29 protein-coding genes are annotated in these 25,422 nt (G+C 58.1%); 19 read left to right on the forward strand and 10 right to left on the reverse strand.

Annotation, left to right across the window (positions count from 1 at the left end; genetic code table 11):
• Positions 1–2: 2 nt before the first annotated feature.
• Positions 3–530, reverse strand: coding sequence for a GspH/FimT family protein (locus AB5Y92_RS06195; protein ID WP_005348947.1), 528 nt, complete (start codon positions 528–530; stop codon positions 3–5).
• Positions 531–628: 98 nt separating this feature from the next.
• Positions 629–1,147, reverse strand: a complete 519-nt coding sequence (locus tag AB5Y92_RS06200) for a GspH/FimT family pseudopilin (RefSeq protein ID WP_019445570.1) — start codon at positions 1,145–1,147, stop codon at positions 629–631.
• A gap of 146 nt (positions 1,148–1,293) precedes the next feature.
• Between AB5Y92_RS06200 and AB5Y92_RS06205 the strand changes: the two genes are divergently transcribed.
• From AB5Y92_RS06205 to AB5Y92_RS06225, 5 genes are all read left to right on the forward strand, one after another.
• Complete coding sequence (locus AB5Y92_RS06205) at positions 1,294–2,916, forward strand: NAD+ synthase (protein ID WP_368225971.1); 1,623 nt, start codon at positions 1,294–1,296, stop codon at positions 2,914–2,916.
• A 9-nt stretch (positions 2,917–2,925) separates the two neighbouring features.
• Entirely contained in the window at positions 2,926–3,264 is a 339-nt protein-coding gene (gene glnB / locus AB5Y92_RS06210; RefSeq protein ID WP_005308848.1) for a nitrogen regulatory protein P-II, read from the forward strand.
• A 59-nt stretch (positions 3,265–3,323) separates the two neighbouring features.
• Positions 3,324–3,917, forward strand: coding sequence for a hypothetical protein (locus tag AB5Y92_RS06215; protein ID WP_272951253.1), 594 nt, complete (start codon positions 3,324–3,326; stop codon positions 3,915–3,917).
• A gap of 18 nt (positions 3,918–3,935) precedes the next feature.
• Positions 3,936–4,445 (forward strand): S-ribosylhomocysteine lyase, encoded by a 510-nt coding sequence (luxS, locus tag AB5Y92_RS06220; RefSeq protein ID WP_005340462.1) that lies wholly within the window; start codon positions 3,936–3,938, stop codon positions 4,443–4,445.
• 176 nt (positions 4,446–4,621) lie between these two features.
• On the forward strand, positions 4,622–4,801 hold the full coding sequence (locus AB5Y92_RS06225) for a DUF5363 family protein (protein ID WP_074042662.1): 180 nt from the start codon (positions 4,622–4,624) through the stop codon (positions 4,799–4,801).
• Here AB5Y92_RS06225 and AB5Y92_RS06230 read toward each other — a convergent pair.
• Positions 4,770–5,411, reverse strand: coding sequence for a type II secretion system protein (locus AB5Y92_RS06230; protein ID WP_042053354.1), 642 nt, complete (start codon positions 5,409–5,411; stop codon positions 4,770–4,772). The two genes, AB5Y92_RS06225 and AB5Y92_RS06230, sit on opposite strands and share 32 nt — an antisense overlap.
• Before the next feature lie 41 nt (positions 5,412–5,452).
• Here AB5Y92_RS06230 and AB5Y92_RS06235 point away from each other — a divergent pair, with 41 nt between their 5' ends.
• The 7 genes from AB5Y92_RS06235 to deoD all read left to right on the forward strand — a co-directional run bounded on the left by AB5Y92_RS06235 (position 5,453) and on the right by deoD (position 12,673).
• The gene (locus AB5Y92_RS06235; protein WP_368225975.1) at positions 5,453–6,226 is read left to right on the forward strand and encodes a TatD family hydrolase; all 774 of its coding nucleotides are present in this window, start codon (positions 5,453–5,455) and stop codon (positions 6,224–6,226) included.
• Positions 6,227–6,448: 222 nt separating this feature from the next.
• Positions 6,449–7,723, forward strand: coding sequence for a NupC/NupG family nucleoside CNT transporter (locus AB5Y92_RS06240; protein WP_005340466.1), 1,275 nt, complete (start codon positions 6,449–6,451; stop codon positions 7,721–7,723).
• Between the two features lie 125 nt (positions 7,724–7,848).
• Positions 7,849–8,019 carry a XapX domain-containing protein gene (locus AB5Y92_RS06245; protein ID WP_005340467.1) on the forward strand — a complete coding sequence of 57 codons (171 nt, stop codon included), beginning with the start codon at positions 7,849–7,851 and terminating at the stop codon, positions 8,017–8,019.
• A 424-nt stretch (positions 8,020–8,443) separates the two neighbouring features.
• Entirely contained in the window at positions 8,444–9,217 is a 774-nt protein-coding gene (gene deoC / locus AB5Y92_RS06250) for a deoxyribose-phosphate aldolase (RefSeq protein ID WP_040067479.1), read from the forward strand.
• A gap of 109 nt (positions 9,218–9,326) precedes the next feature.
• A complete protein-coding gene (gene deoA / locus AB5Y92_RS06255; RefSeq protein WP_042030712.1) occupies positions 9,327–10,658 on the forward strand; it encodes a thymidine phosphorylase in 1,332 nt (443 codons plus the stop codon).
• A gap of 14 nt (positions 10,659–10,672) precedes the next feature.
• Complete coding sequence (locus AB5Y92_RS06260) at positions 10,673–11,881, forward strand: phosphopentomutase (RefSeq protein WP_005348962.1); 1,209 nt, start codon at positions 10,673–10,675, stop codon at positions 11,879–11,881.
• A gap of 75 nt (positions 11,882–11,956) precedes the next feature.
• Complete coding sequence (gene deoD / locus AB5Y92_RS06265) at positions 11,957–12,673, forward strand: purine-nucleoside phosphorylase (RefSeq protein WP_005340471.1); 717 nt, start codon at positions 11,957–11,959, stop codon at positions 12,671–12,673.
• A 67-nt stretch (positions 12,674–12,740) separates the two neighbouring features.
• Here deoD and AB5Y92_RS06270 read toward each other — a convergent pair whose 3' ends face one another.
• A complete protein-coding gene (locus AB5Y92_RS06270) occupies positions 12,741–13,361 on the reverse strand; it encodes a YtjB family periplasmic protein (protein ID WP_005348965.1) in 621 nt (206 codons plus the stop codon).
• Between the two features lie 120 nt (positions 13,362–13,481).
• On the opposite strand from AB5Y92_RS06270, the gene serB reads away from it, so the two are divergent.
• The gene (gene serB, locus AB5Y92_RS06275) at positions 13,482–14,492 is read left to right on the forward strand and encodes a phosphoserine phosphatase SerB (RefSeq protein WP_368225980.1); all 1,011 of its coding nucleotides are present in this window, start codon (positions 13,482–13,484) and stop codon (positions 14,490–14,492) included.
• A gap of 28 nt (positions 14,493–14,520) precedes the next feature.
• A complete protein-coding gene (locus AB5Y92_RS06280) occupies positions 14,521–15,426 on the forward strand; it encodes an alpha/beta fold hydrolase (RefSeq protein ID WP_005348969.1) in 906 nt (301 codons plus the stop codon).
• Positions 15,427–15,481: 55 nt separating this feature from the next.
• On the opposite strand, the gene AB5Y92_RS06285 is transcribed toward AB5Y92_RS06280, so the two are convergent.
• Entirely contained in the window at positions 15,482–17,860 is a 2,379-nt protein-coding gene (locus AB5Y92_RS06285; protein WP_346197264.1) for a PilZ domain-containing protein, read from the reverse strand.
• Between the two features lie 100 nt (positions 17,861–17,960).
• On the opposite strand from AB5Y92_RS06285, the gene radA reads away from it, so the two are divergent.
• On the forward strand, positions 17,961–19,328 hold the full coding sequence (gene radA, locus AB5Y92_RS06290; RefSeq protein ID WP_005340481.1) for a DNA repair protein RadA: 1,368 nt from the start codon (positions 17,961–17,963) through the stop codon (positions 19,326–19,328).
• 81 nt (positions 19,329–19,409) lie between these two features.
• Here the strand turns inward: radA and AB5Y92_RS06295 are convergent, their stop codons facing one another.
• Together AB5Y92_RS06295 and rsd are read right to left on the reverse strand one after the other, a co-directional pair.
• Positions 19,410–19,790, reverse strand: a complete 381-nt coding sequence (locus tag AB5Y92_RS06295; protein WP_005340482.1) for a PilZ domain-containing protein — start codon at positions 19,788–19,790, stop codon at positions 19,410–19,412.
• Between the two features lie 100 nt (positions 19,791–19,890).
• Positions 19,891–20,373 (reverse strand): sigma D regulator, encoded by a 483-nt coding sequence (rsd, locus tag AB5Y92_RS06300; RefSeq protein ID WP_368225984.1) that lies wholly within the window; start codon positions 20,371–20,373, stop codon positions 19,891–19,893.
• A 337-nt stretch (positions 20,374–20,710) separates the two neighbouring features.
• Between rsd and hupA the strand changes: the two genes are divergently transcribed.
• Positions 20,711–20,983 (forward strand): nucleoid-associated protein HU-alpha, encoded by a 273-nt coding sequence (hupA, locus tag AB5Y92_RS06305; protein WP_005340484.1) that lies wholly within the window; start codon positions 20,711–20,713, stop codon positions 20,981–20,983.
• A 127-nt stretch (positions 20,984–21,110) separates the two neighbouring features.
• On the opposite strand, the gene AB5Y92_RS06310 is transcribed toward hupA, so the two are convergent.
• The 3 genes from AB5Y92_RS06310 to AB5Y92_RS06320 form a co-directional block, all read right to left on the reverse strand.
• Positions 21,111–21,554 carry a PACE efflux transporter gene (locus AB5Y92_RS06310; RefSeq protein WP_005358045.1) on the reverse strand — a complete coding sequence of 148 codons (444 nt, stop codon included), beginning with the start codon at positions 21,552–21,554 and terminating at the stop codon, positions 21,111–21,113.
• Positions 21,555–21,717: 163 nt separating this feature from the next.
• A complete protein-coding gene (locus AB5Y92_RS06315; RefSeq protein ID WP_368225985.1) occupies positions 21,718–22,575 on the reverse strand; it encodes a hypothetical protein in 858 nt (285 codons plus the stop codon).
• 111 nt (positions 22,576–22,686) lie between these two features.
• Positions 22,687–23,910 carry an Nramp family divalent metal transporter gene (locus AB5Y92_RS06320; RefSeq protein ID WP_368225988.1) on the reverse strand — a complete coding sequence of 408 codons (1,224 nt, stop codon included), beginning with the start codon at positions 23,908–23,910 and terminating at the stop codon, positions 22,687–22,689.
• 237 nt (positions 23,911–24,147) lie between these two features.
• Between AB5Y92_RS06320 and rpsF the strand changes: the two genes are divergently transcribed.
• From rpsF to rplI, 3 genes are read left to right on the forward strand one after another with little or no spacing between them, the layout of a single operon-like run.
• Positions 24,148–24,534, forward strand: coding sequence for a 30S ribosomal protein S6 (rpsF, locus tag AB5Y92_RS06325; RefSeq protein WP_005308887.1), 387 nt, complete (start codon positions 24,148–24,150; stop codon positions 24,532–24,534).
• Between the two features lie 30 nt (positions 24,535–24,564).
• Positions 24,565–24,795, forward strand: coding sequence for a 30S ribosomal protein S18 (gene rpsR / locus AB5Y92_RS06330; RefSeq protein WP_005308890.1), 231 nt, complete (start codon positions 24,565–24,567; stop codon positions 24,793–24,795).
• Positions 24,796–24,847: 52 nt separating this feature from the next.
• Entirely contained in the window at positions 24,848–25,294 is a 447-nt protein-coding gene (gene rplI, locus AB5Y92_RS06335) for a 50S ribosomal protein L9 (RefSeq protein ID WP_005340490.1), read from the forward strand.
• The last annotated feature ends 128 nt before the right edge of the window (positions 25,295–25,422 follow it).

Here is a 25,422-nt window from a genome sequence, read left to right on the forward strand (position 1 = left end):
GGCTAAGAACAACTCAGCCCCTTTTTTTCGCTTCTGCTTCTGCCGGATGGGGAAACGATGATATCGACTCGAGGTGCTTGGTCGATACAAAACCGGAGTGTCATGTTGGTGCCAATCGCAGTGCCATCTGGACTAAATCGCACAAATTGTCGATTAGCCGTCACGGTATGTTTTTCAAGAAAGGGTTCTGTTGCTGATAACAAGATATCGCCACTTGCAATATCGAATTGGCGATCCTGATTGGTGTCGATAAAGACAAGCATGCGCTGGGCGCCGGTTTGATTTGCGAGTACACAGCCTTCTTTTGTGGAGTTTCTGACAGGCATGGCAAGACATGCTGTGACGGGTTGCTGCTGTGTGATGGCTTGCCGTTGGCCGAAGATCAGGTGGTCCTGCAGGTTTCTTGTGTAGATGTCGCTGTCGGTAGATGTCAGCAGATTTGCCAATGACGGCAGTCCCAAGGTCAGCAGGATGGTTGTCAGGCTTGCAGATATTAAAAACTCAAGCAGGGTAAATCCATTTCGTGCCATAGCGTATGAGTCCTTGTTCAAAGGAGACTCTAAGCATAGCCATTGGATTGAAATGGATCCTTTTGTGCTCGTGTGTGTTTCGCGGTAGTTAACGCAGGTCATGGACATACAGCACCACTTGCCTGGCTATGGGCACGCCCGGCAGGCATAACTGCAATCTCAATGCCCTTTTCACCGCTTACACAGAGTGAAAAAATGACCTCGCTATCAGACGTAATGGTGCCATCAGGGGTGAAGCGAAGCGCCTGTGCATCTGCAGAAATGGCCAGTTCTGCAGGAAACTCGGGACTTGCCGTCAGAGTTGTTTCGCTGCCATTGAGCTTCTGATCGCTATTAGTATCGATAAAAGCGATCTGCCGGGTCGCTCCATTTTGATTGGCAGTAACGCACTCTTCTACAGAATTATTGATAGTGGTCAGGCAGAGAGTAACCGTTTGCTGGTTAGAGATAGCCTGTTGTCTGGCATAGTTTAAGTGGTTGAGAAGGCTTTTTTCCTGGGTCGCCAAATTATTGCTGCCAAGCAGGTTAGAGAGGGAAGGAATACCAATCCCCAACAGAATGACGCCCAGCGCAATGGCTATCATCAACTCCATTAGGGTAAATCCGGCGTTTTTCATATCTGCGAAGGCCTGTCGTTCCGTGACTATCTACAGCTTATCCTTCCCGCAGGTTGCTGTCACACGGTTACGCCTGTCTTGAACTGGCAGATTGCCCACCTTTTCTTTATCATTCCCCATCATTTTCGAATTCAAGATGCATCGCCATGGCAAAAGCCCTCTCTCTGATGCTTGCCCAGTTGAATCTGACGGTAGGCGCCATCGAAGATAACACTGACAAAGTGCTCGCTGCGGCAGCTCAAGCCGGACAGCAAGGTGCCGATCTGCTGGTCTGCTCCGAGCTGGCCCTGACCGGCTATCCACCGGAAGATCTGCTGCTGCGCGCCGATCTGATGATGCGGGTCGAAGCCGCGTTGGCTCGTGTTGCCGAATGGCAGGGCAACTGTGCCATTTTGGTGGGTCATCCCTGGCGTGAAGGCGAGGCGCTCTACAACGCGGCGTCACTCTATGAGCAGGGTAAGCTGATTGCCCGTTACTTCAAGCAGGACTTGCCCAACTACGGCGTGTTTGATGAGAAGCGCTACTTCACCGCGGCAACCGAGACCTGCGTGGTGCCGTTCCGTGGTCACCAGCTGGGGCTGCTCATCTGTGAAGATCTGTGGCAGCCGGGTCCGGCGCTGGCCGCCAAGGCGGCAGGGGCCGAACTGCTGCTCACCATCAACGCCTCGCCCTATGATCAGGAAAAACCCTGGATCCGCCGCGAGCTGATGGCCGAGCGCTGCGATCAGACCGGTCTGCCGCTGGTCTACCTCAATCAGGTGTGCGGTCAGGACGAGCTGATTTTCGACGGCTGCTCCAAGGTGTTCAGTAGCCAGGGCGAGTTGACTCACAAGCTGGCCCCGTTTGCCGAAGAGCTGGCGCTGGTACGTTTTGCTGATGGCCAGCCGGTGAAAGAGTGTGAACCGGCTGCGCCGCTTGAGCCGTTGGCAGAGACCTATCAGGCGCTGGTGCTGGCAGTGCGCGACTACGTTACCAAGAACGGCTTCCACGGCGCTGTGCTGGGTCTCTCCGGTGGGATCGACTCGGCGCTGACGCTGGCCATCGCGGCCGATGCCATCGGGGCCGACAAGGTGCAGGCGGTGATGATGCCGTTCCGCTACACAGCACAGATGAGTGTGGAAGATGCCAAGGAGCAGGCCGAGCGGATGGGGGTTGAGTTCAACATCATCTCCATCGAGCCGATGTTCGAAGGATTTATGACCCAGCTGGCGCCGCTTTTTGAAGGCACCGCCCGCGATACGACCGAAGAGAACCTGCAGGCCCGCTGCCGCGGCGTGCTGCTGATGGCGCTCTCCAACAAACGTCGTCGTATCGTGCTGACCACTGGCAACAAGAGCGAAATGGCAGTCGGTTATGCCACGCTGTACGGTGACATGGCGGGCGGTTTCGACGTGCTGAAAGATGTGCCCAAGACGCTGGTTTTCAAGCTGTGCGAATATCGCAACTCGGTTGACTACGTGATCCCGCAGCGGGTTATCGACCGCCCCCCTTCGGCAGAATTGGCGCCGGATCAGGTGGATCAGGACAGCCTGCCGCCATACGACATCCTCGATGCCATCCTCAAACGTTACGTGGAAGAGGATGCCTCGGTCGCCGACATGGTGGCAGAGGGCTTCGAGGAGGCGGTGGTGCGCAAGGTGATCCGCCTCGTGGACCTCAACGAATACAAGCGCCGTCAGGCGGCGGTTGGGCCCCGCATTACGGCTCGCAACTTTGGTAAGGATCGCCGTTACCCCATTACATCCGGGTTCGGCAAACAGAACTGGTAAGGAGTCACCATGAAGAAGATTGAAGCCATCATCAAACCGTTCAAGCTGGACGATGTGCGCGAGGCCCTGGCCGAGATCGGCATCAACGGCATGACCGTATCCGAAGTCAAAGGCTTCGGCCGCCAGAAGGGCCATACCGAGCTCTATCGCGGCGCCGAATATATGGTCGACTTCCTGCCGAAAGTGAAGGTGGAGCTGGTGGTGCAGGACGAGGATCTCGATGCCTGTCTGGAAGCGATCCAGAACACCGCCCGTACTGGCAAGATTGGTGATGGCAAGATCTTCGTCTGCGAGGTGGAGCGTGTCATTCGTATCCGTACCGGCGAAGAGAACGAAGACGCGATCTGACCTTGGCTATCTCTTTACCTGACCAGAGGCGTGAAGCGCGACCTCATTTGATGGGGTGGATGCGTTTTGCTGTGGTCGCCAGCCTGTTGGCGGGCCTGACCGCCTGTAGTACCCGTCCACCGGCTCAGCCGGAGAATCTGTGCCAGATCTTTCGCGAGAAGCCTGACTGGCACAAGGCCGCGCTCAAGATGAACGAGAAGTGGGGGACGCCGATCCATGTGGTGATGGCCATGATGTATCAGGAGTCCTCTTACGTACATGATGCCCAGCCGCCGATGCAGTATTTCCTCTTCATCCCGACCGGGCGGGCCAGTTCGGCTTATGGTTATGCTCAGGTCAAAGATGAAACCTGGGCGGATTACCAGCGGGAAACCGGCAACAGCTGGAGTGACCGCGATGACTTTGCCGACGCCATCGATTTTATGGGTTGGTACACTAACAAGGCCCAGCGGCTAAATGGCACCTCCAAGTGGGATGCCTATGGCCAGTACCTCAACTATCACGAAGGGTGGGGTGGCTACCGGCGTGGCAGCTATCGCAGCAAGGGGTGGTTGATGAAGACCTCTCGCAAAGTGGAAGCTCGCGCCCAGCGCTACGGCGCCCAGTACCGTCAATGCAAGGATCAGCTCTCCCGTGGGGGCTGGTTCTGGTAACCAAATCAGGAGTCAGAAATGCCGTTATTGGACAGTTTTACCGTTGACCACACCCGTATGGAAGCGCCAGCGGTGCGTGTGGCCAAGACCATGCAGACCCCGAACAAGGACACTATTACCGTGTTCGACCTGCGTTTCTGTGTGCCGAATCAGGAGATCCTCTCCGAGCGCGGTATCCATACGCTGGAGCACCTGTTCGCCGGTTTTATGCGTGATCACCTGAACGGCAACGGCGTGGAGATCATCGACATCTCCCCCATGGGTTGCCGTACCGGCTTCTACATGAGCCTGATCGGCGCGCCGGACGAAGCCCGTGTTGGCGCAGCCTGGCAGGCGGCCATGAGCGACGTGCTGACCGTGCAGGATCAGGCCAAGATCCCCGAGCTGAACGAGTATCAGTGCGGCACCTACAGCATGCACTCGCTGGAAGAGGCGCACGCCATCGCCCGTCATGTGCTGGAGCGCGGTATCGGCGTCAACCACAACGACGAGCTGGCCTTGCCGGAAGAGAAGCTGAAGAGTCTGTGAGGCTGATGAGCTGTCGCTCATGGGATAACCTCTTCAGGGAATGTGAAAAGAGCCGGTCAGCCATGCTGACCGGCTCTTTTTATTCCGCCTGATCGCGGTTATGGGGATGACTTGCTCCCCTTGCCAACTCTGATTAGGATGGTTTTTGACCTGAACCTGTTGGCGGAGGTGTGACGATGAAAGGGATATTGCTGCGTTGGCTGGCCCGTTACGATGCATGGTGCGAGGAGTGGGGGCTCACTCAGGAGAACCGGCGCTGCTGCACGCCGGTTCGTTATGATGATGATTCAAGCAAAGAGCGAGCTTGCGCAGAAGAGGCTGAGCTCAATCAAAATTGCGGGTCACGGCACCGGTAACGCTGTTGTACTCGAAGCCGAGGCCGTTTCGATAATCCGGGTTGGTCTGGAAGCGGTTGATTGAGTCGCGCAGGATATAGCGGCAGTTGAAGTGTTTCTCGTTGCCTTCATCCTCATCTTGATGGCCTGAACCGACTTGTGTGGATAGATAATCAAACCCTTCTGGGATATTCACAGCGTTGGGAGTTATGGGGGTGACCGTTTGGTCTCCATCAAGCAGGTCATTGAATAGCAATTCACAGTCATCATCATTGTTGACCGATATATGGTTACCTGAGCCCGGCTGATATGGTTTATCGCTTCCCGCACTCCCTTGGTCTTCCTTCGAGCCCGTTGGCCAACCATATCGATTGATATCCACATCGCCTTTACCAAAGCTGCTCAGGTTGTAGAGCGCGATCGCTTGCCCCTGTACTTTCACTGCCCAGCCAGCATGAGCCAGCTGAACTGCACTGGCAAAGCTGCCTGCGGTCGCCGAGACCGTGCTTTTCAGGGCATCATCCTTGATATTGATAAAGCGGGGCAGGGCGGTGACGGCCAGGATCCCCAGCACTATGATCACCAGCACCAGTTCAATCAGGGTAAAGCCGTTGTTTCTGTTGTTCATCATGTTCAATGACCCATTAAATACCGCAAACAGGTGTGAGTGATATGCAGCTGATAGATACCCATTGCCATCTCGACTTTCCGGTGTTCGACCAGGACAGGGAGGCGCTGCTGGCCCGTTGTCGGGCATTGGGGGTGACGGAGTATATCATTCCTGCCATCGCAGAGGATAACTGGACTCGTGTGATGGGTCTGGCAGAGCAGCATGACGGCCTCTTTTATGGTCTGGGCATTCATCCCTGGTATGCCGGTGAACAGCGGGAGGGGGTGATGGAGCGGTTGCGAACGCTGGTGATGAGCCAACCTGCCGGGCTGGTGGCCATAGGCGAGTGCGGGCTGGACCTCCGTTCACACGTGCCGCAGGAGGGGCAGGTGGCGCTGTTTGAGGCTCAGATCCGGCTGGCTGCCGATGTCGGGCTTCCCCTTATGATCCACTCGGTGCGCGCCAATGACACTGTGGCCAAGCTGTTGCGCCGCTTCAAGCCGCCTCGTGGTGGGGTGATCCATGCTTTCAGCGGTTCGTTGCAGCAGGCGGAGGCTTTCTGGCAACTGGGCTTTCGACTTGGGGTGGGCGGGGTAATCAGTTTTGAGCGGGCGAACAAGACGCGAGAGGTATTTCGGGCTATGCCGCTCGAGGCTCTGGTGCTGGAAACCGATTCGCCAGATATGCCGTTGCAAGGCGCACAAGGCACCCGGAATACCCCGGAAGCGTTGCCGAAAATAGCGGAAATATTGATGACATTGCGGGATGAACCATCGGCAGATGTTGCCAAGGTGTTATTTGAAACTGCCCGGCATATTTTCCATCACGACCAATAGCCATGAAACAAATTCGCAACACCTGATTTAGTTGTCAGGAAAAAAAATGAGCGTAAAAATCGTTTGCTGTCTAATTTTGTGACACTTGGACATTTTGATAACGATAAAATGTGACCAGCATTCTATTTTATCGGACTTTAATTAGTATAATGCGCTCCCCTTGATTAGTTGGGTTTAATAACAACTCGCTAACAAGCTAGGTGCTACTAGAGGAAGATAATAATGAATTTGTTCATGGGTCTGGTAGGGATGGCGACGCTCGTCCTTATCGCGGTGCTGTTCTCCAGCAATCGCAAGGCAATCAACGTCCGTACCGTTGTCGGTGCGTTCGCAATTCAAGCCGGTCTGGGGGCGTTTGTTCTCTATGTTCCGGTTGGTCGCGATATCCTGGTCGGCGTGTCCGACGCGGTATCCAGCGTGATCAGCTACGGCCAGAACGGGATCGACTTCCTGTTTGGCGGTCTGGTCAGCAACAAGATGTTTGAAGTGTTCGGTGGCGGCGGCTTTGTCTTTGCCTTCCGTGTTCTGCCGGTCATCATCTTCTTCTCTTCCCTGATTGCAGTGCTCTACTACTTGGGCATCATGCAGATGGTCATCAAGTTGCTGGGCGGCGGCCTGCAGAAAGTACTGGGTACTTCCCGCACCGAATCCCTCTCTGCAACCGCCAACATCTTCGTCGGTCAGACCGAAGCGCCGCTGGTAGTTCGTCCCTACATCGCCAAGATGACTGACTCCGAGCTGTTCGCCGTCATGTGTGGTGGTCTGGCCTCCGTTGCCGGTTCCGTACTGGCCGGTTACGCCTCCATGGGCGTGAAGATGGAGTACCTGATTGCTGCCTCCTTCATGGCTGCACCGGGTGGTCTGCTGTTTGCCAAGCTGCTGGTTCCCGAGACCGAGACCCCGAACTACGACGAAAGCTCTGCCGATGCCGAGCTGGATGACAAGCCTGCCAACGTCATTGACGCTGCTGCTGCTGGCGCTTCTGCCGGTATGCAACTGGCCCTGAACGTCGGCGCCATGCTGCTGGCCTTCATCGGTCTGATCGCCATGATCAACGGCATCTTCTCCGGTGTGGGTGGCTGGTTCGGTTATCCGCAACTCTCTCTGGAACTGCTGCTGGGCTGGATCTTCTCCCCGCTGGCCTTCCTGATCGGTGTGCCCTGGAATGAAGCAGTGGTTGCTGGTTCCTTCATCGGTCAGAAGCTGGTAGTGAACGAGTTCGTGGCTTACCTGAACTTCGCTCCGTACCTGAAAGACGAAGTGCTGATCAACGGTGTGGCCATGTCCGACCACACCAAGGCGATCATCTCCTTCGCGCTGTGTGGTTTTGCCAACCTCTCCTCTGTTGCCATCCTGCTGGGTGGTCTGGGGTCCATGGCGCCGAACCGCCGCGGTACCATTGCACGCTTTGGTCTGAAAGCCGTATTGGCTGGCTCTCTGTCCAACCTGATGTCTGCCACTATCGCAGGCTTCTTCCTGGCACTGTCCGGCATGTAATCGCCGCCTGACTGACAGGGTATAAACACGAACGCCACGGCATCTGCCGTGGCGTTCGCGTATGGAGCGGTGACAACCGTTTTCCTATCTAAACTAATAATAAAATGAGTCAAATCGGAGGTTATATGAATGAAGTGCTACTGGCGATGGTGGCCGGCTTTATAGTTGGTTTGTTGTTTTCTTTCCTCAAATTGCCGATCCCGGCGCCTCCCGTTTTGTCCGGGGTAATGGGGATCGTCGGGGTCTATCTGGGGGGATTGGCCTACTCCTGGATCCTGACTCGTTTCTTTTCGTAAGGCTTTTTTAGACCTGGATTTGCCAGATGTGAGGTACCTCTGAAATTGGCAAATCCGGCTTGCAAACAGGGGGTATCTCGGCTGAAATAGGCGTTGCCAGCAGGGTGCTGGCAATGACTAATACTCGATGAAATCGGGTGTTGGCGGTCAAATGGAATTGATTGGGAAGTCGGGTCAGATGTTGTCGGCCTTTCTCAAGTCTTCATGGAACCAAGTCCGCACTTTTGTAAGAAAGTGACAGGGCTCTTGCCTTATTTACAGTCGCAGTGCCTGCAGGGTGTTTTGAATAGCATCCCGATAGTGCCGGTGCCTTTGCACTGTAATTCCATTCCCGTATAGCTGGGGATTACTGCCTGTGCATCCATTGCTGGATGGTATGGTGGTGCCCGGTTATCTGGATTAAATCGAGACTTTGGAGAACAGAATGACTGATCTGAAAGTGGCCGCTCAGCGCGCCCTGAACCTGATGGACCTGACCACCCTGAACGACGACGACACCGATCAGAAGGTGATCGACCTGTGCCATAAGGCCAAGTCACCGGCTGGCCTGACCGCCGCCGTCTGCATCTACCCCCGTTTTATCCCTATCGCTCGCAAGACCCTGCGTGAGATCGGCGCTGCCGACGTACGCATTGCGACCGTGACCAACTTCCCGCACGGCAACGACGACATCGAGATCGCCGTGGCCGAAACCCGTGCCGCAGTCGCCTACGGTGCCGACGAAGTGGACGTGGTGTTCCCGTACCGCGCCTTCATGGTCGGTAATGAACAGATCGGTTTTGATCTGGTCAAAGCCTGTAAAGAGGCCTGTGGTGCCAACGTGCTGCTGAAAGTGATCATCGAAACTGGTGAACTTAAAGAAGAGGCGCTGATCCGTCGCGCTTCCGAGATCTGTATCGATGCCGGTGCCGACTTCATCAAGACCTCCACCGGCAAGGTGCCGGTCAATGCGACCCCAGAAGCGGCGCGGATCATGATGGAAGTAATCAAGGCCAAGAATCCGAAAGTCGGCTTCAAGCCAGCGGGTGGCGTGAAAGACGCAGCCGTTGCCGGTCAGTACCTGGCCATGGCCGAAGAGATCCTCGGCAACGACTGGGTATCCGCCCGTACCTTCCGCTTTGGTGCATCCAGCCTGCTGGCCAGTCTGCTGGCCACTCTGGGGCATGGCGACAAGCCGGCCAACACCAGCGGTTACTAATAGGTTGATGAGAGGGCGGACAGCAGTCCGCCCTGTTAGCCCCCACCATGCGGTGTGCGGGCAAGGATTCAGGCTTGTGTAACGCCAGCAATGGCGGAGGGAATGAAAGATGTTTTTGCCTCAAGAAATTATTCGCAAGAAGCGCAACGGTGAAGCGCTCAGTACCCAAGAAATTCAATTCTTCGTTCAGGGCATTACCAACAACACCATCGGTGAGGGGCAGATTGCCGCGCTGGCGATGGCGGTCTACTTCAAAGACATGACCATGGATGAGCGGGTTGCCCTGACCTGCGCCATGCGCGACTCCGGCATGGTATTGACCTGGGATCACCTCAATCTGGGTGGCCCGATTGTCGACAAGCACTCCACCGGCGGGGTGGGTGACGTTGTCTCCCTGATGCTTGGCCCGATGGTCGCTGCCTGCGGCGGTTTCGTGCCGATGATCTCCGGCCGTGGCTTGGGTCACACCGGCGGTACCCTCGACAAGCTGGACGCCATTCCCGGCTACCAGACCTCGGTCGACAACGACCGTTTCCTGAAAGTGGTGAAAGAGGCGGGGGTCGCCATCATCGGCCAGACCGGCGATCTCGCCCCGGCTGACAAGCGTATCTATGCCGTACGGGACATCACCGCCACCGTCGAATCTGTCGCCATGATCACCGGCTCCATCCTCTCCAAGAAGCTCGCCTCCGGGCTCGAAGCGCTGGTGATGGATGTGAAAGTGGGCTCCGGCGCCTTTATGCCAACCTTCGAAGCCTCCGAAGAGCTGGCCAAGAGCATTGTGGCCGTGGCCAACGGTGCCGGTTGCCGCACCTCTGCGCTCTTGACCGATATGAACCAGGTGCTGGCCTCCAGCGCCGGTAACGCGGTGGAAGTGCGTGAAGCGGTGCGCTACCTGACCGGTGAATACCGCAACCCGCGGATCCACGAAGTGACCATGGCGCTGTGCGCCGAGATGCTGATCTCCGCCGGTCTTGCCAGCGACGAGCGCGATGCCCGCACCAAGCTGCAGGCGGTGCTGGATAATGGCAAGGCGGCCGAGATCTTCGGTCGCATGGTGACAGGTCTCGGTGGCCCGGCCGATTTTATGGAGCGTTACGACGCTTACCTGCCCAAAGCCGCCATCGTGCGCCCGGTCTTTGCGGCCAACAGCGGCTTCGTGACCGCTATGGATACCCGCGAGCTGGGGCTGGCCGTGGTGGCGATGGGCGGTGGTCGCCGCGCTGCCGGTGACAAACTTGATTATGCGGTCGGTCTGACCGACTTTATCCGCCTGGGTCAAAGCGTTGATGCTGACAAGCCGATCGCGATGATCCACGCTCAGACTGAAGAGCAATATGCTCAGGCTGCCAGCATGGTGCAGGCGGCTGTCCGGATTGGTGGCGAGCGGCCGGAGGCACTGCCTGAAGTGTACCGCCGTATCACCCTGGCTGATTTGTAACAAGGGGAAGACCCATGAAACGTACCTTTATTCTGATGATGGACTCTTTCGGTATTGGCGCTGCTGCCGACGCCGACAAGTTCGGAGATGTGGGCGCCAACACCCTTGGCCATATCGCCAAGGCGTGTGCGGCAGGTGAAATTGAAGGCCGCGGTGCCCTCAATCTGCCCAACCTCAACAAGCTGGGTCTGGGCCACGCCTGCGAGCAGGCCTCCGGCTACTTCCCGGAAGGGCTGAAGAAAGATATCGAAGTGGTCGGTGCCTATGGCTTTGCTCAGGAGCTTTCCTCCGGCAAGGACACCCCGTCCGGTCACTGGGAGATCGCCGGTGTGCCTGTGCTGTTCGAGTGGGGCTACTTCAAGGATCACCACAACAGCTTCCCGCAGGAGCTGCTGGACGCCATCGTCGAGAAGGCTGGTCTGCCTGGCTATCTGGGCAACTGCCACGCTTCCGGTACCCAGGTGCTGGACGATCTGGGCGAAGAGCACATGAAGACCGGCAAGCCGATCCTCTACACCTCTGCCGACTCCGTGTTCCAGATTGCCTGCCACGAAGAGACCTATGGCCTCGAGAAGCTCTATGAGCTGTGCCACATCGTGCGCGAGCTGCTGGAGCCTTACAACATCGGCCGCGTGATTGCGCGTCCGTTCGTAGGTACTGGCAAGGGCAACTTCAAGCGTACCGGCAACCGTCACGACTACTCAGTGCTGCCGCCGGCGCCGACCGTGCTGGATTACATGAAGGAAGCGGGCGGTCAGGTGGTCTCCATCGGCAAGATTGCCGACATCTATGCCCAGCAGGGCATCACCAAGCAGGTGAAAGGGACCGGTCTGACCGAGCTGTGGGATCGCACGCTGGAAGAGGTGAAAGCGGCCGGTGACAATACCATCGTCTTCACCAACTTCGTCGACTTCGATTCCTCCTACGGCCACCGCCGTGATGTTGCCGGTTATGCCGGTGCGCTGGAGTATTTCGATTCCCGCCTGCCGGAGCTGTTTGAGCTGCTGCAAGATGGCGACGTGGTGGTGCTGACTGCCGACCACGGCTGCGACCCGACCTGGGGTGGTACCGACCACACCCGCGAATACATTCCGGTGCTGTTCTTCGGCAAGCCGGTCAAGGCCGGCTCCGTTGGTCGTCGCGAGACCTTTGCCGATATCGGCCAGAGCATCGCGGCTTACCACGGTCTGCCGAAACTGGCATACGGTACCAGCTTCCTGTAATTTACCCGCCCGCCACTTCGGCGGCGGGCAATTTATAAAACAATAAAACTCAACCTGTGTGAAGGAATCAAGAGAATGGCAACTCCTCATATCAATGCGAAAGATGGCGCCTTTGCTGATACCGTGCTGATGCCGGGCGACCCCCTGCGCGCCAAGTACATCGCTGAAACTTTCCTGGAGAACGTCGAGCAGATCTGCGACGTGCGCAACATGTTCGGCTTCACCGGTACCTACAAGGGCCGTCGTATCTCCGTAATGGGCCACGGCATGGGTATCCCGTCCTGCTCCATCTACGCAAAAGAGCTGATCACCGATTATGGTGTGAAGACTCTGATCCGCGTGGGCTCCTGTGGCGCTGTGCGTGAAGACGTGAAACTGCGTGACGTGGTGATCGGTATGGGGGCCTGCACCGATTCCAAAGTAAACCGTCTGCGCTTCAAAGATCACGACTTCGCTGCCATCGCCGACTTCGACCTGGTTGCCAATGCTGTACAGGCCGCCAAGAACAAGGGCGTTGCCGTGCGCGTCGGTAACATCTTCTCCGCCGACCTGTTCTACACTCCGGACCCCTCCATGTTCGACGTCATGGAAAAATACGGCATCCTGGGTGTCGAGATGGAAGCCGCCGGTATCTACGGCGTGGCCGCAGAGTACGGTGCCAAGGCACTGACCATCTGCACCGTCTCCGACCATATCCGTACCGGTGAGCAGACCACCTCTGAAGAGCGTCAGCTGACCTTCAACGACATGATCGAAATCGCACTGGATTCCGTCCTGCTGGGCGACAAGTAATTCCCTTGCGAATAAGAAACGGCGGCCTTCTGGCCGCCGTTTTTGTATCCGCTCTCTGGTCGTGCCATCAGTTTTCCGGAGGTGGCGCGGGGGGCGTACTCTTTTTCTTGTGCTTGCGCACCCGCATGTAGTTGCGGCGCACGCCGTAGGAGATGAGCACCCCGGCCAGCAGGGCGACCAGCAGCATCAGGCGCTGTTTCTCCTGCACCACCTTGAGCCGGGTGTCCTTGTCTGCCAGCATCTGTTGCTCTTCCAGGGTGATGCGCAGGAAGCCGATGGTCTGCTCGCCATCCCGGATCTCCTGCACGAACTGGATCCGCCCCTTGCCCTGCTCCGGCAGTGACTTGTTATCGCTGCCGATGGGCAGCAGGCTCTCCAGCGGCACCGCCTGCTCAGACTGGGCGAGGGGAATGCCGCGTCCGTCGTAGAGGGTGGCATCGAGGATCTCCGGCTCCGCCGCCAGATCCCGCGCCAGCCGCTCCAGCTCGCTGCTCTTCTCCTCCTTGATCCAGCGCTTCATGTCGCGGGCGGCATAGGCGACCAGCGCCTGCGCCCGGTTGCGCGCTTCGCTGTGCAGCGAGGCCTGGCTTTCACCTTGCATATGGATAAGCACACCGAGCACCCAGCATCCGAGCAGGATACCGGCACCCAGGCTGAGAACACGTTTGATGGGAAGATGACGCTGCAAGCGCGAGACCTCATGGTAACAAGGAGTGGCGGGATCTTGGCGCTTGCCTGTACAAAAAGCAATACGCTACTCTGGGCCAGCATTGTTAACCCCCTGATCACCAAGGAAGGCGTATCCCTTATGTTGTTGTCCCGGCTCCCCCCTCTGTTATCCGATTGGCCCGCGTTGTTGTCCGGCTCACCCTGTTGGCAGCTCCACGCAGATGCGTTGCAACCGACAGATACCCCGCAGGCTGGCGGCTGGTTGGTGCTGTTTGGCAAGGGGCTGGGCGCCTCCCATCTGGCGCGTCTGTCTCCATTGTTGGCATCGCAGGGGCTGGCGGCCACCCTCTATCCTCCCACCGAGGTAGCGGGCGTACCACAGCTGCTGCTTGGCTGCGATCGCTTTTCTGCCGAGCTGGTGGCCGAGCTCAAGAGCGGTGAGTGGGAGATCGATCTCTGCCATCTGCCCGCGCTACCGACCCTGAACGAGCCCGGCCTGCTGGTGATGGATATGGACTCCACCGCGATCCGCATCGAGTGCATCGACGAGATTGCCCGGCTTGCCGGGGTTGGCGAGCAGGTGGCGGCAGTGACGGCCGCAGCCATGCAGGGCAAGCTGGAGTTTTCCGACAGCCTGCGCAATCGGGTGGCCCTGCTGGCAGGCGCGCCGGTCACCATTCTCGACGAGGTGGCGGCATGGATGCCCTGGATGCCGGGTTTGCAGCTGATGGTCGATACCCTCAAACAGGCGGGGTGGCGTGTTGCCATCGCTTCCGGCGGTTTTACCCGTTTTGCTGGCCAGTTGCAGCGGGAGCTGGGGCTCGATGTTATCTTCGCCAACGAGCTGGCGGTGGAAGGGGATCAGCTGACCGGCAAGGTGAGCGGGCGCATCGTTGATGCCAGCGTCAAGGCCGAGGTGTTGCAGCATCTTGCTCAGGAGTACGGCATTGCTGCCGACCAGACCGTGGCCATCGGCGATGGTGCCAACGATCTCAAGATGATGGGGGTCGCTGGCCTTGGCATTGCCATTCACGCCAAACCACTGGTGCGGGCGCAGGCGGCGGCCACCCTCAATCATCACGATCTGGAGGGGGTGATCTGCCTGCTGGCGGCGCGGGCCTGCAGCGAGCAACGCTGGGACAAGCGCTGACAGTGTTTCAAGGAGGAAACCAATAAAAATGGAATTGTTGCAGCAGTCTCTGTTTATCCCCTGTGGTGGCCATCAATTGCATGTTCGCCACATCAAACCCCGGGTCGCCGTGCATGGCGAGCCGATCCTGATGGTGCATGGCGCCATCGAGAACGGGCGGATCTTCTATACCGAATCGGGCAAGGGGCTGGCCTGCTTTCTGGCCCGTCACGGCTATCAGGTCTATGTGGCTGATTTGCGGGGGCGGGGGCTCAGCACTCCAGCCATCGCCGAGCAGGCAGAGCACGGTCAGCATGAGCTGATCACCGAGGATCTGCCCGCCCTGCACCGCTGGATCGCCGAGCGTCATCATGGCTTCAAGGTGCACTGGGTGGCCCACTCCTGGGGCGGTGTCATCATGGCCTCGACCCTGGTGCGCTTCCCCGAGCTGGCGGAGCAGGTGGCCAGTCTGCTGTTTTTTGGCACCAAGCGCGGCGTGTCGGTGCACAATCCCGAGCGCTGGCTGAAGGTGGACCTGATCTGGAATCGGCTGGCCCCCTGGCTGGCCCGCCGTCGTGGTTTTCTGGCGGCTCGTACTCTGAAGATCGGTGCTGACGACGAGCCGCTGCGCTATCTGCAGGAGACCATCCCCTGGGTCAAGTGCGGCCCCTGGCAGGATCCTCACGACGGTTTTGCCTATGACGAGGCGGCGGCACGGGTCAACTGGCCACCGCTCTGGATGATTTCGGCCAAAGCGGACAAGGTGCTGGGTCACCCGACCGATGTGCGCCGTTTCAGCGACGAGATGGGTTCGGCAACTCGTCACACCCGATTGGGGCGGGACAACGGCAACCGCCTCGATTATGACCACATCAATATGCTGACCGCCCCGCAGGCGCAGGAGGATCACTTCCCCCAGATCCTCGACTGGCTGCTCAACCCGCAGGCAGCATGACAAAAAAACAGGGCGCATTGAGCGCCCTGTTTCATTTCTGTATGTTCCGGGATCTTCAGTTCAGCGGCGGCGTGATGCCAAAGCGGAACAGGGTGGCCTGGGTGGTATCGGTCAGTTCGCCCACCCCCACCACGCTCCACAGCTCTTCTTCCAGCTTGCGCGCCTTGTGGATGGCGAACTTGGCGATGTAGTCCAGCTCGTTGGCGATGAAGTTGGTGTCGGGCCGTCCGGTACGGGAGATGCCGACCAGCACCGAGTAGAACTCCCCCTGTTGGTGCGCCAGCTCGATGAACTGACGCTTCTCTTTGAGGTTGGCAAAGCTGCTGGCCAGCCGGCTGCTGAAGATGGGCAGGCCGGCCTTGGTCTGGATGCTGGCGATATAGACCTCGTCTTCTCTCGGTTTGTCCTCCCGCTCGATGGCGCGCAGCGGGTTCATCAGCAGCTCCTTGAGCAGCTCCCCCTGAAACAGCGGATAGAGGTTCTCCTGCTCCGGCAGCTCGGCACAGGCTTGCAGCAGGCGCTGCAGACTGCGCGGTTGCAGCGACTTGCCGATGGAGGCCGGTTTGGGGGCGCCCTTCAGCTTGTTGACGTAGACCGGCGAGTTGAACAGGTGGTGGGTATAGATGTTGCGCAGGGCCCGTGCCAGCCCGCGATAGCGGCGCTGCTCCTGCGCCGCCTTGAGCTTGTTCTGGTTGCTCTCGATCAGCAGGCTGAAGAACTGGCGGCCGGTATGGCGATCCGAATCCCCTTCGATGCAGAGGTGCAGCACGGTGCGGGTCATATTGAGACTGACCAGCCGGTAGGAGAGGCGCTGCAAATCCATGCTCTTGGAGAGCTCCTGCAAGCGGGGCAGGGCGATGGTCACCACATCGTTCTTCTCGCCGATAAAGGCATCTTCCAGCTCGATTTGCAGGCCGTGAGTCGAGATGTCGCGAGTCCAGCCGATCCAGGATTTGCCGTTGTGATGGATGGCGACCGCCGTCTTGTGGATGTAGCGCGACTCCTTGCGCAGCTGAACATAGTGCAGGGTCTCGATCTCGAACGGGGCAACCCCCTGCTCGTGACCAAAGCGTTGCAGCTCGTTGGCGTTGTTGCTGACCCCTTCCTGATGGAACTCTTCCCGCTGGGACTCCAGGCCGATCTCCTGCAACAGGCCGCAATAGCCGATCTGCTTGAGCCGCTCGAGCAGCAGGATATCTTGCAACTGCGGGTTGTCCTGCCCCTGCAGTTGTCCCACATCCGCCTCGACCAGATCGCATGCCTCCAGCGTGAACTTGTAGACACGCCAGCTGGGGCGGCGTGATCCCACCTGGAAGAAGAGGGCGGTGAGGCCACTCTGGCGCAGCTCCTCGGTGGTGGCGGAGAAGAAGTAGATGTGGCTGCGCACCGTGTGGGTAAAGCAGTAGATGATGGTCTCGGTGGTGGTGCCGGGGGCCGGGCAGAGCCGTTTCATCCGCTCTGCGCTGAAAAGCCCCGCGAGGGCATCGCGGTTTTTCTCATCGCGCCAATACTCCAGCAGGTGCTGGTTGTTTTCCGTACGCAGGGCTATCTCGAGATTGGGGCTGTCGCCGGTGCCGAAGAAGAGCGGCATGCCGGTCATCCGCGGCAGATAGAACTGCTCATACCCCTTGATGATGGCGGCGGAGAGCAGATAGTCGACGCTGACCCGATAGCGGATCTTGTTGGCATCGATAAAGTCGCTGAGGAAGGTATCGAAGGCGGGCTGTTCGCCGGAGCGCACCAGCCGCAGCCAGTATTTCCCCTCTTTGCTCTCTTCGCCGAGGATCTGATAGCCGACCGGCTGGTGCAGCACCGGATTGGGGGTGTCCCGCTCCAGTCCGGTAAAGAAGACCTCCACCTGGGCGCCGGTGTGATAGCTCGGCAGATAGGGAACCGAGACCCGCATGCCACCCAGCGAGAGATCTGAACTCTTGGCGAACAGCTTCTCTCCGTCCTGAAACTTGATCAGCACCGGCGAGCTGAAGTGCATCCGCTCCTGGCGGCGGCCGTAGTAGCTGGCAAAGGCGATGGTGTTGACATCATATTGCCGGAAGGGGCTGGCCGGCGGCGACAGCTGACCATCCACGCGGGCGTTGTGGTGCTGTTTTTGCCACTGTTGCAGCGCCTCGTAGACGCCGAGGGTATAGATATCGCGGTAGAGATAGCACTGGGACTGGAACAGGGCTATCGCATCGGCGGGCATGAAGTGAGTGATGCCGTCAAACTCATGCACCAGGCACTCATCCTCCAGCTCATCGCGCATGTCGATGACCCTGCGGCAGGGGGAGCACTTGCGCTTGAGCTCCATCTTGATCAGAAAACGGCTGTTGCTGTTTTCCTCTTGGGTCATGCGGTTGAAGATCTCCTCGAAATCTTTCTCCCGCAGCAAGGGGACGAGTTGTTCAATCAGATGTTGCTGGTGTTCTGAATCCATTTGTTCCTGCCACGGAAAGTCACTTTTCCGATTCTGGGTTTGATCTGTCGGTCGCAAACAAGTATATCAAGCAGGAATTCATCCTGTCCCCGAGTTATCAATGGCCAAAAATAAAACTGCTTATGTTTGTTCCGAATGTGGTGCCGACTTCACACGCTGGCAAGGTCAATGCAGCGAGTGCAAGGAGTGGAATACCATCACCGAGGTGCGTCTCGGCTCGGTGAGCCCCGCTGGCAAGAGTGCCCGTTACACCGGTTATGCTGGCGCGGTCGGCAGTCAGGTACAGACACTGGCAGAGATCGCCACCACCGAAATTCCCCGTTTTACCTCAGGTTTCAAGGAGCTGGATCGGGTACTTGGTGGCGGTGTGGTGCCCGGCTCGGCCATTCTGATCGGCGGCAACCCGGGGGCGGGCAAGTCCACCCTGCTGCTACAGACCATGTGTGGTCTCGCAGAGCGGATGAAAACCCTCTATGTCACTGGTGAGGAGTCGCTCCAGCAAGTCGCGATGCGGGCCAACCGCCTTGGGCTACCCACCGACAAGCTGCGGATGCTTTCCGAGACCAGCGTCGAGCAGATCTGCCTGATTGCCCAGCAGGAGCAGCCGCAGATCATGGTGATTGACTCCATTCAGGTGATGCATGTGGCGGATGTGCAATCGTCCCCCGGTTCTGTCTCGCAGGTGCGCGAAGCGGCGGCGCTGCTGACCCGCTACGCCAAGCAGAATCATGTGGCCATCTTCATGGTGGGCCATGTGACCAAGGATGGCAGTCTTGCGGGCCCCAAGGTGCTTGAGCATTGCATCGACTGCTCTGTGCTGCTCGATGGCGGTCATGACTCCCGTTTTCGTACCCTGCGCTCTCACAAGAACCGCTTCGGTGCGGTCAACGAGCTGGGGGTCTTTGCCATGACCGAGCAGGGGATGCGCGAGGTGAGCAACCCCTCCGCCATCTTCCTCAGCCGGGGGCAGGAGCAGGCGCCCGGTTCCATCGTCATGGTGATCTGGGAGGGCACCCGACCGCTGCTGGTGGAGTTGCAGGCGCTGGTGGACTACTCCCAGCTCTCCAACCCGCGCCGGGTGGCGGTGGGGATGGATCACAACCGGCTCGCCATGTTGCTGGCGGTGCTGCACCGTCACGGCGGGCTGCAGATGGCGGATCAGGATGTCTTCATCAACGTGGTCGGCGGGGTCAAGGTCGAGGAGACCAGCGCCGATCTGGCGCTGCTGCTGGCGATGGTCTCCAGCTTCCGGGATCAGGCGCTGCCCAAGGATCTGGTGGTGTTCGGCGAAGTGGGCCTTTCCGGTGAAATTCGCCCTGTGCCGTCCGGCCAGGAGCGGTTGCAGGAGGCGGCCAAACACGGTTTTCGTCGTGCCATTGTGCCGCACGCCAATGCCCCCAAGCATCCCATCGAAGGGATGGAAGTGGTGCCGGTCAAGAAGCTGTCTGAGGCACTCGAGGCGCTGTAATCCCTCAGCATTGCAATCGATACAACAGCACAACGGAAAAAGAGCGCCTCGGCGCTCTTTTTTATGGGCTGGAACCTGCCATCAGGGCTGGCTATGTTCCAGATGTTCGCTCAGCAGTTGTTCCAGCTCGCGGTGGAGTAGCTCTTCGTCACCGACGTTGAGCTCGATCATCCGCTTGAGGTGGGTGGCGCTGTCGATATCGATGTGGTGGCAGTAGAAACCCAGCTTCTTGCTGGCTTCGTGGGTCAGCTCGACCTGCATCTTGATTTCGATATCACTACCGCTCAGGATAAAGCTGAGCTGGTACTCCTTGTTGTCACGGCTCTCCCAGTCGTCGGGGCGGATCAGCAGTGCCCCCTGCAAGGAGACGTCGACAAGCTGGGTCTGCCACTTCTGTTCCCCCTGGGTGAGTTCTGCCATGGTCAAGTAGAGGATCCGTGCAAAACGGCGGCGCTCAGACATGCTCATCTCCTGTATGCAATAAGTGTGGACGCTAGGGTCATTGCTCTGAGTGTAATCCACCTTGGTTGCCAGTATCTTGAACTTGCTCCGAAAATGGCATTCAGGCTTGCTGGGTACTCAAGGATTCCACCACATGAAGCGCCTTGACCAGGCGGTCTTCCTGTTTGAACCGCTCTTCCAGAACCGGGCCCAACTCGTTGAGATCATCATCCAGTAGCAGCAATTGGGCCTCGTCGGCATCACTGTATTTGTCGTTGAACTCGAGGGCGAATTCAGTGCTGTTACGAATATGGGGATAGATGCGCTTGGCCAGCTCCAGTGTTTCGCCGCTGGCTTGCTCGAAGGCGGTGACGACGTGGTGGTAGATCTCGAAATGGCCCGCGCTGACATAGTCGACCAGGCAGTCGCAAAACTGATGCAGCTCTTCTGTTTTGGGCAGGCTGCGTTGCTTGGTCCGCGCCGGAGTGAGGCCTGCCAGCTGCATGTATCCGACCAGCAGCGCTTGCCTTGCATCCAGCCAGTCGTCGATAGCCTTATGCTTGCCTGCCAGCGCCTGCTTGGTCTGTTCCAGTTTCGTCAACATAATCCCTATCCCTCCGTGGGGCAAAGGCTGGCCGATTGTTCGGTATTCCGAGCCGTTTGAGCAGTGACACAACCTATAACTAGGGAAAATCTGGGCAAGCGTCAATAGCCATGGGGGGATAATGTTAAGTGGCGAAGAAATAGTCAGTGGATTGTGTCTGCGTGCTAGCAGGTTTCAGGCCTGCTCACGGTTTTTCGCGTGTGGAATGTGACTATTTCCGCAGATCTTGATGAAAACCCCAGCGTTTGACGCGTTCGGCTCGATAAAGGCTTTGCCTGTGCGTTTTTTTTTGCATAGAGTGACCCAGCGCTAAATGCCAGATCATAAAGGAAATGTTATGAACAAAGCTCAACTTGTCGATGCGATTGCCGCCAAAGCAGATCTGAGCAAAGCTCAGGCCAAAGTGGCTCTGGAAGAGATCATCAATGGTATTACCCAGAGCTTGAAAGAAGGCGATGCTGTGCAACTGGTCGGTTTTGGCACCTTCAAGGTCACCCACCGCGCAGGCCGCACCGGTCGTAACCCGCAAACTGGTAAAGAGATCCAGATTGCTGCTGCCAACGTGCCTTCATTCGTGGCTGGCAAGGCTCTGAAAGACGCCGTCAAGTAAGTCCGAAAGTCTGTTTTGTCCAATGCCAGTCAGCTTGCTGACTGGCATTGTTTTTATGGGATTCTCCCATCCTTCCTATTAGTCCTTCCTGACTGTTCCTTCTGTCAGCCTCGTTGCGGCTGAGGCCTTATGCCGTTTGCGGGTTGGATGGCAGCGGCCAGATCCGCTCATAGGCCCAGGTAAAGACCATGATGTAGACGAGGTAGAAGGCGACGAAGCCGAGATCCAGCATCAGGGCGTCCCACACCCCCAAATCGAGCCAGAACATGACGCAGGGGAGGGAGAGCATCATAAAGCTCGCCTCATAGCCAAACGCGTGCAGGAAGCGGTCCAGTGGTCGCTTGTTGGTACGCCCGCAAAGTTTGAGCAACCCCTTGTCGAACAACAGGTTCCAGCCATAGGTCCAGGCGGTGGCGACGATGGAGAAGAAGATGGCCAGCGAACCGACCTCTGCGACGCCCTGACCGAACAGCTGGCTGATCAGCGGTGCGACCAGTGCCAGCCCGATGCCTTCGTAGAGAACCAGATAACGAAGTCGATCCGGGGTGGTGCGTAGTTGGGTACTACTCATGGGTGATGTGCCTCCTGTGGGAGGCGCATTCTAATCAGGGAGTGGTTAAAAGAGAAGCATCGGCCCGTCATGACGGGCGTTGAGGGGCATGATGATGTGCCCTCTTTGCGATACGTCTCTATTGCCAACTTGGGCGTTAGCCCTGAGTGGTCAAGTCTGTGACTCAGGCGTCGGTTGGCGTGACCCGGGTCAGCATGGCAAAGCCCTCTTCCACTTGAGTGAGCTGTACCTTGGCCTCCCCCAACTCGGCGAGCGAGGCAACATGGGTGCCGCCACAGGGAATGGTGACCTCCTGGCCTTCCAGCGTGCAGTGCCAGTAGCGCGAATCGATGATCGCCTCTCCTGCGCGGCTGCGGCGGATTTCGCTCCCGGCTGCAATCCAGTCGGCCAGCTGCTGGTTTACCTTCTCTTCAATCAGCGCCAGATCTGCCAGCAGTGCCTCGCTGTTGACCCCCTTCTTGCGCAGGCTCTTGCCGATGCGGTACTGCTCCCGCGAACCGCAAGGATCGACCCGCGAGCTTTGAATAGCAAGACGATCGAAGTCGGGCTGGCCCAGTGCATCACGCTCGCTTACCTCCTTGCGCCAGTAGGGGATGAGAGCCCGATTGAGAGCGAGCGCCGCCAGATGGCAGCCGCTATGGCCCAGACTCAGGGCGTGGCGGGCAGCGCTATCTACTTGTAATTCGACCTGGCTGCCAACGGCTAGCGCGTGGTCTCCGGTCAGCGGATGCACCACCACGAAACGCCACCCTTCAGCCCCCCGTTTTACCGGAATCGCAGTATCGACAAACAGCTCGCCATCCGGGCTGATAGCTCCCATCCGGCAGGGGCCAATGGCGGCTTCGCCCCCTTCCCAGCGAGCATGTCCCACATCCCCCGGCTGATCGGGCCAGAGGTGGCTCTGGGGATGAAAGGGGGTGAGGTTGGTGACCAGCAGCGTGGTGTCACCGCGCTGGCAGCAGACCACGCTGGCCTGCTCCTGATGATGGCCCAGTACGAAGCTGGCTCGGGTATGTTCCATGGCAAGGCTCCCGCAACGATAAATGAGAAAAGAAAGCGGCAGCATACGCCAAAGTACTAAAGGGCTCATTAACCAGAGTTAATGAGCCCCTCTTCTCGGTTTGACGGTTCGCTAGATCATGGCGACCAGCAGATAGGCGTTGAGCCCGATCACCAGCGCAACGATAAGGCGTCCTACCGCCTGGGTGACGGGGTGGTTACGATGTTGTCCCATCAGCGCCCGATCGCCGGTCAGCATCAACAGCGGGATCAGGGCCAGCGCGATGCCAAAGCTCAGGATCACCTGACTCAACACCAGAATTTCGGTGGTGTTGAGCCCCATGGCGATCACCACGAAGGCGGGAGCCATGGTGATGGCGCGACGCAGCCAGAGCGGGATGGTAAAGCGGACAAACCCCTGCATCACCACTTGCCCGGCCAACGTGCCTACCACGGTAGAGCTGATGCCGGAGGCGACCAGCGAGAGGCCAAACAGGGTGGCGGCAGCCTGACCCAGCAGCGGAGTGAGGGTCTGATAGGCGGATTCCAGCTCCGCCACCTGCTGGTGGCCCGAGCTGTGGAACGCAGCGGCCGCCATCGCCATCATCGCCAGATTGACGAAGCCGGCGATAGTCATGGCAATCGCCACATCGACCCGGGTGGTGTGCAGCCGCTGGCTGACTGAACCCTGATCCTGCGTGTGCTGGGTCAGTGCCGAGTGCAGGTAGATAACGTGGGGCATCACGGTAGCACCGAGCACACCGGCGGCCAGATAGACGGCATCGCTGTTGGGCAAACCGGGGAAGAGGGCGCCCTCCAGCAGGCCGGGCAGATGGGGGCGGGAGAAGATCAGCTCGACGATGTAGGCCGCTGCGACAAACAGCAGCAGGCCACCGACCACGAACTCTAGCGGTTTCTGACCACGGGATTGCAGCATCAGGATCCCCCAGGTCACTACGGCGGTGATACAGGCTCCTTCAAGCAAGGTCACGCCAAGCAGCAGCTTGAAGCCGACGGCGGCGCCGATAAATTCAGCTAGATCGGTGGCCATGGCGATGATCTCTGCCTGCACCCAGTAGGCCCAGACCGCCGGTTTTGGCAGTCGGTCGCGGATGTGCTCCGCCAGATTCTTGCCGGTGACGATACCAAGTTTGGCCGAGAGGGTCTGCACCAGCATGGCCATCAGGTTGGCCCATACCACTACCCAGAGCAGTTGGTAGCCAAAGGTAGAGCCCGCCTGAATATTGGTGGCGAAGTTGCCCGGGTCGATATAGCCGATGGCGGCGATAAAGGCAGGCCCGAGCAGGGTCAGTTTGAATTTGCGGGCTGGAATCGTAGTCGTCAGTGCGGGTTGCATGGCATCACCCTCCATAAGGATATGGAGAGAGAATAGATCTAAATGATAATTGTTATCAATTGTTGTTTCTGATGATTTCCATCGGGAAAAACATTTAAGGCAGTCAGTTGCAGTGAGGGATGTGATTTCGTACAATACGCCGCCCTAGAAAAGCAGCGACTAAACACCTTTATGTTCCTTGCCTCCGAGGTCTGGCTGCACCTGGGCGGAGGCTGAATTAATCCGTAAGGAGCTAAAATGCGTCATTACGAAATCGTCTTCATGGTTCATCCGGACCAGAGCGAGCAAGTTCCCGGCATGATCGAGCGTTACACCGGCGCCATCACCACCTCCGGTGGTACCATTCATCGCCTGGAAGATTGGGGCCGTCGTCAGCTGGCTTACCCGATCGACAAACTGCACAAAGCCCACTACGTTCTGATGAACGTAGAAGCAGAGCAAGCCGTTATCGATGAGCTGGAAACCAACTTCCGCTTCAACGATGCCGTTATCCGCAACATGATCATGCGCACCAAGCACGCCGTGACTGAAGTTTCTCCGATGGCCAAGGCCAAAGAAGAGCGCTTCACCCGTCGTGACGACGAGCGCCGCGAAGAAGCTACTGAAGCTGCTTCCGAAGAGTAATTCTGGATCACTGACTAGAGGATAAAGGCCATGGCACGTTATTTCCGTCGTCGTAAGTTCTGCCGCTTCACCGCCGAGAACGTTACCGAGATCGACTACAAAGATATCGTTACTCTGAAAAACTACATCACTGAATCTGGCAAGATCGTACCGAGCCGTATCACCGGTACCCGCGCCAAGTATCAGCGTCAGCTGGCACGCGCCATCAAGCGTGCTCGTTACCTGGCTCTGCTGCCGTACACCGATCTGCACAACAAGTAAGAATCGGCCCGGCACTTAAGCCTAACTCAACGAAATTTATAGAGGAAAGGTAATGCAAGTTATCCTGCTCGACAAAATCGCCAAACTGGGCGGTCTGGGTGACCAAGTTTCCGTGAAATCTGGTTATGCCCGTAACTACCTGATCCCGCAAGGCAAAGCTGTTATGGCCACCAAGGCCAACATCGAAGCTTTCGGTGCTCGTCGCGCTGAGCTGGAAGCCAAACTGGCTGCCAACAAAGCTGCTGCTGAAGAGCGTGCTGCCAAGCTGGCCGAACTGGCTACCGTGGTTATCGCTTCCAAGTCTGGCGACGAAGGCAAGCTGTTCGGTTCCATCGGTACCCGTGACGTGGCTGAAGCCATCACTGCTGCTGGCGTAGCCGTTGCCAAGAGCGAAGTCCGCATGGGCAACGTTCTGCGTAACACCGGTGACTACGAAGTTGCTGTTCAGCTGCACGCTGACGTTAAAGCAACCGTACAGATCCAGGTTGTTGCCCTGTAATAGCGATTCGCTTTTGCAGAGAAAACCCGCGCTTTTGCGCGGGTTTTTTATTTTCCGGCCCGGGGGTAGAGTGAAGGTCTGTTCCACTGGAGGAGATCCCTATGGCTTGGGTAGAAGGTCGCGTCATC

Source organism: Aeromonas sp. R1-1 (assembly GCF_040908495.1).
In the GTDB taxonomy this organism is placed as follows: Bacteria; Pseudomonadota; Gammaproteobacteria; order Enterobacterales; family Aeromonadaceae; genus Aeromonas; species Aeromonas veronii.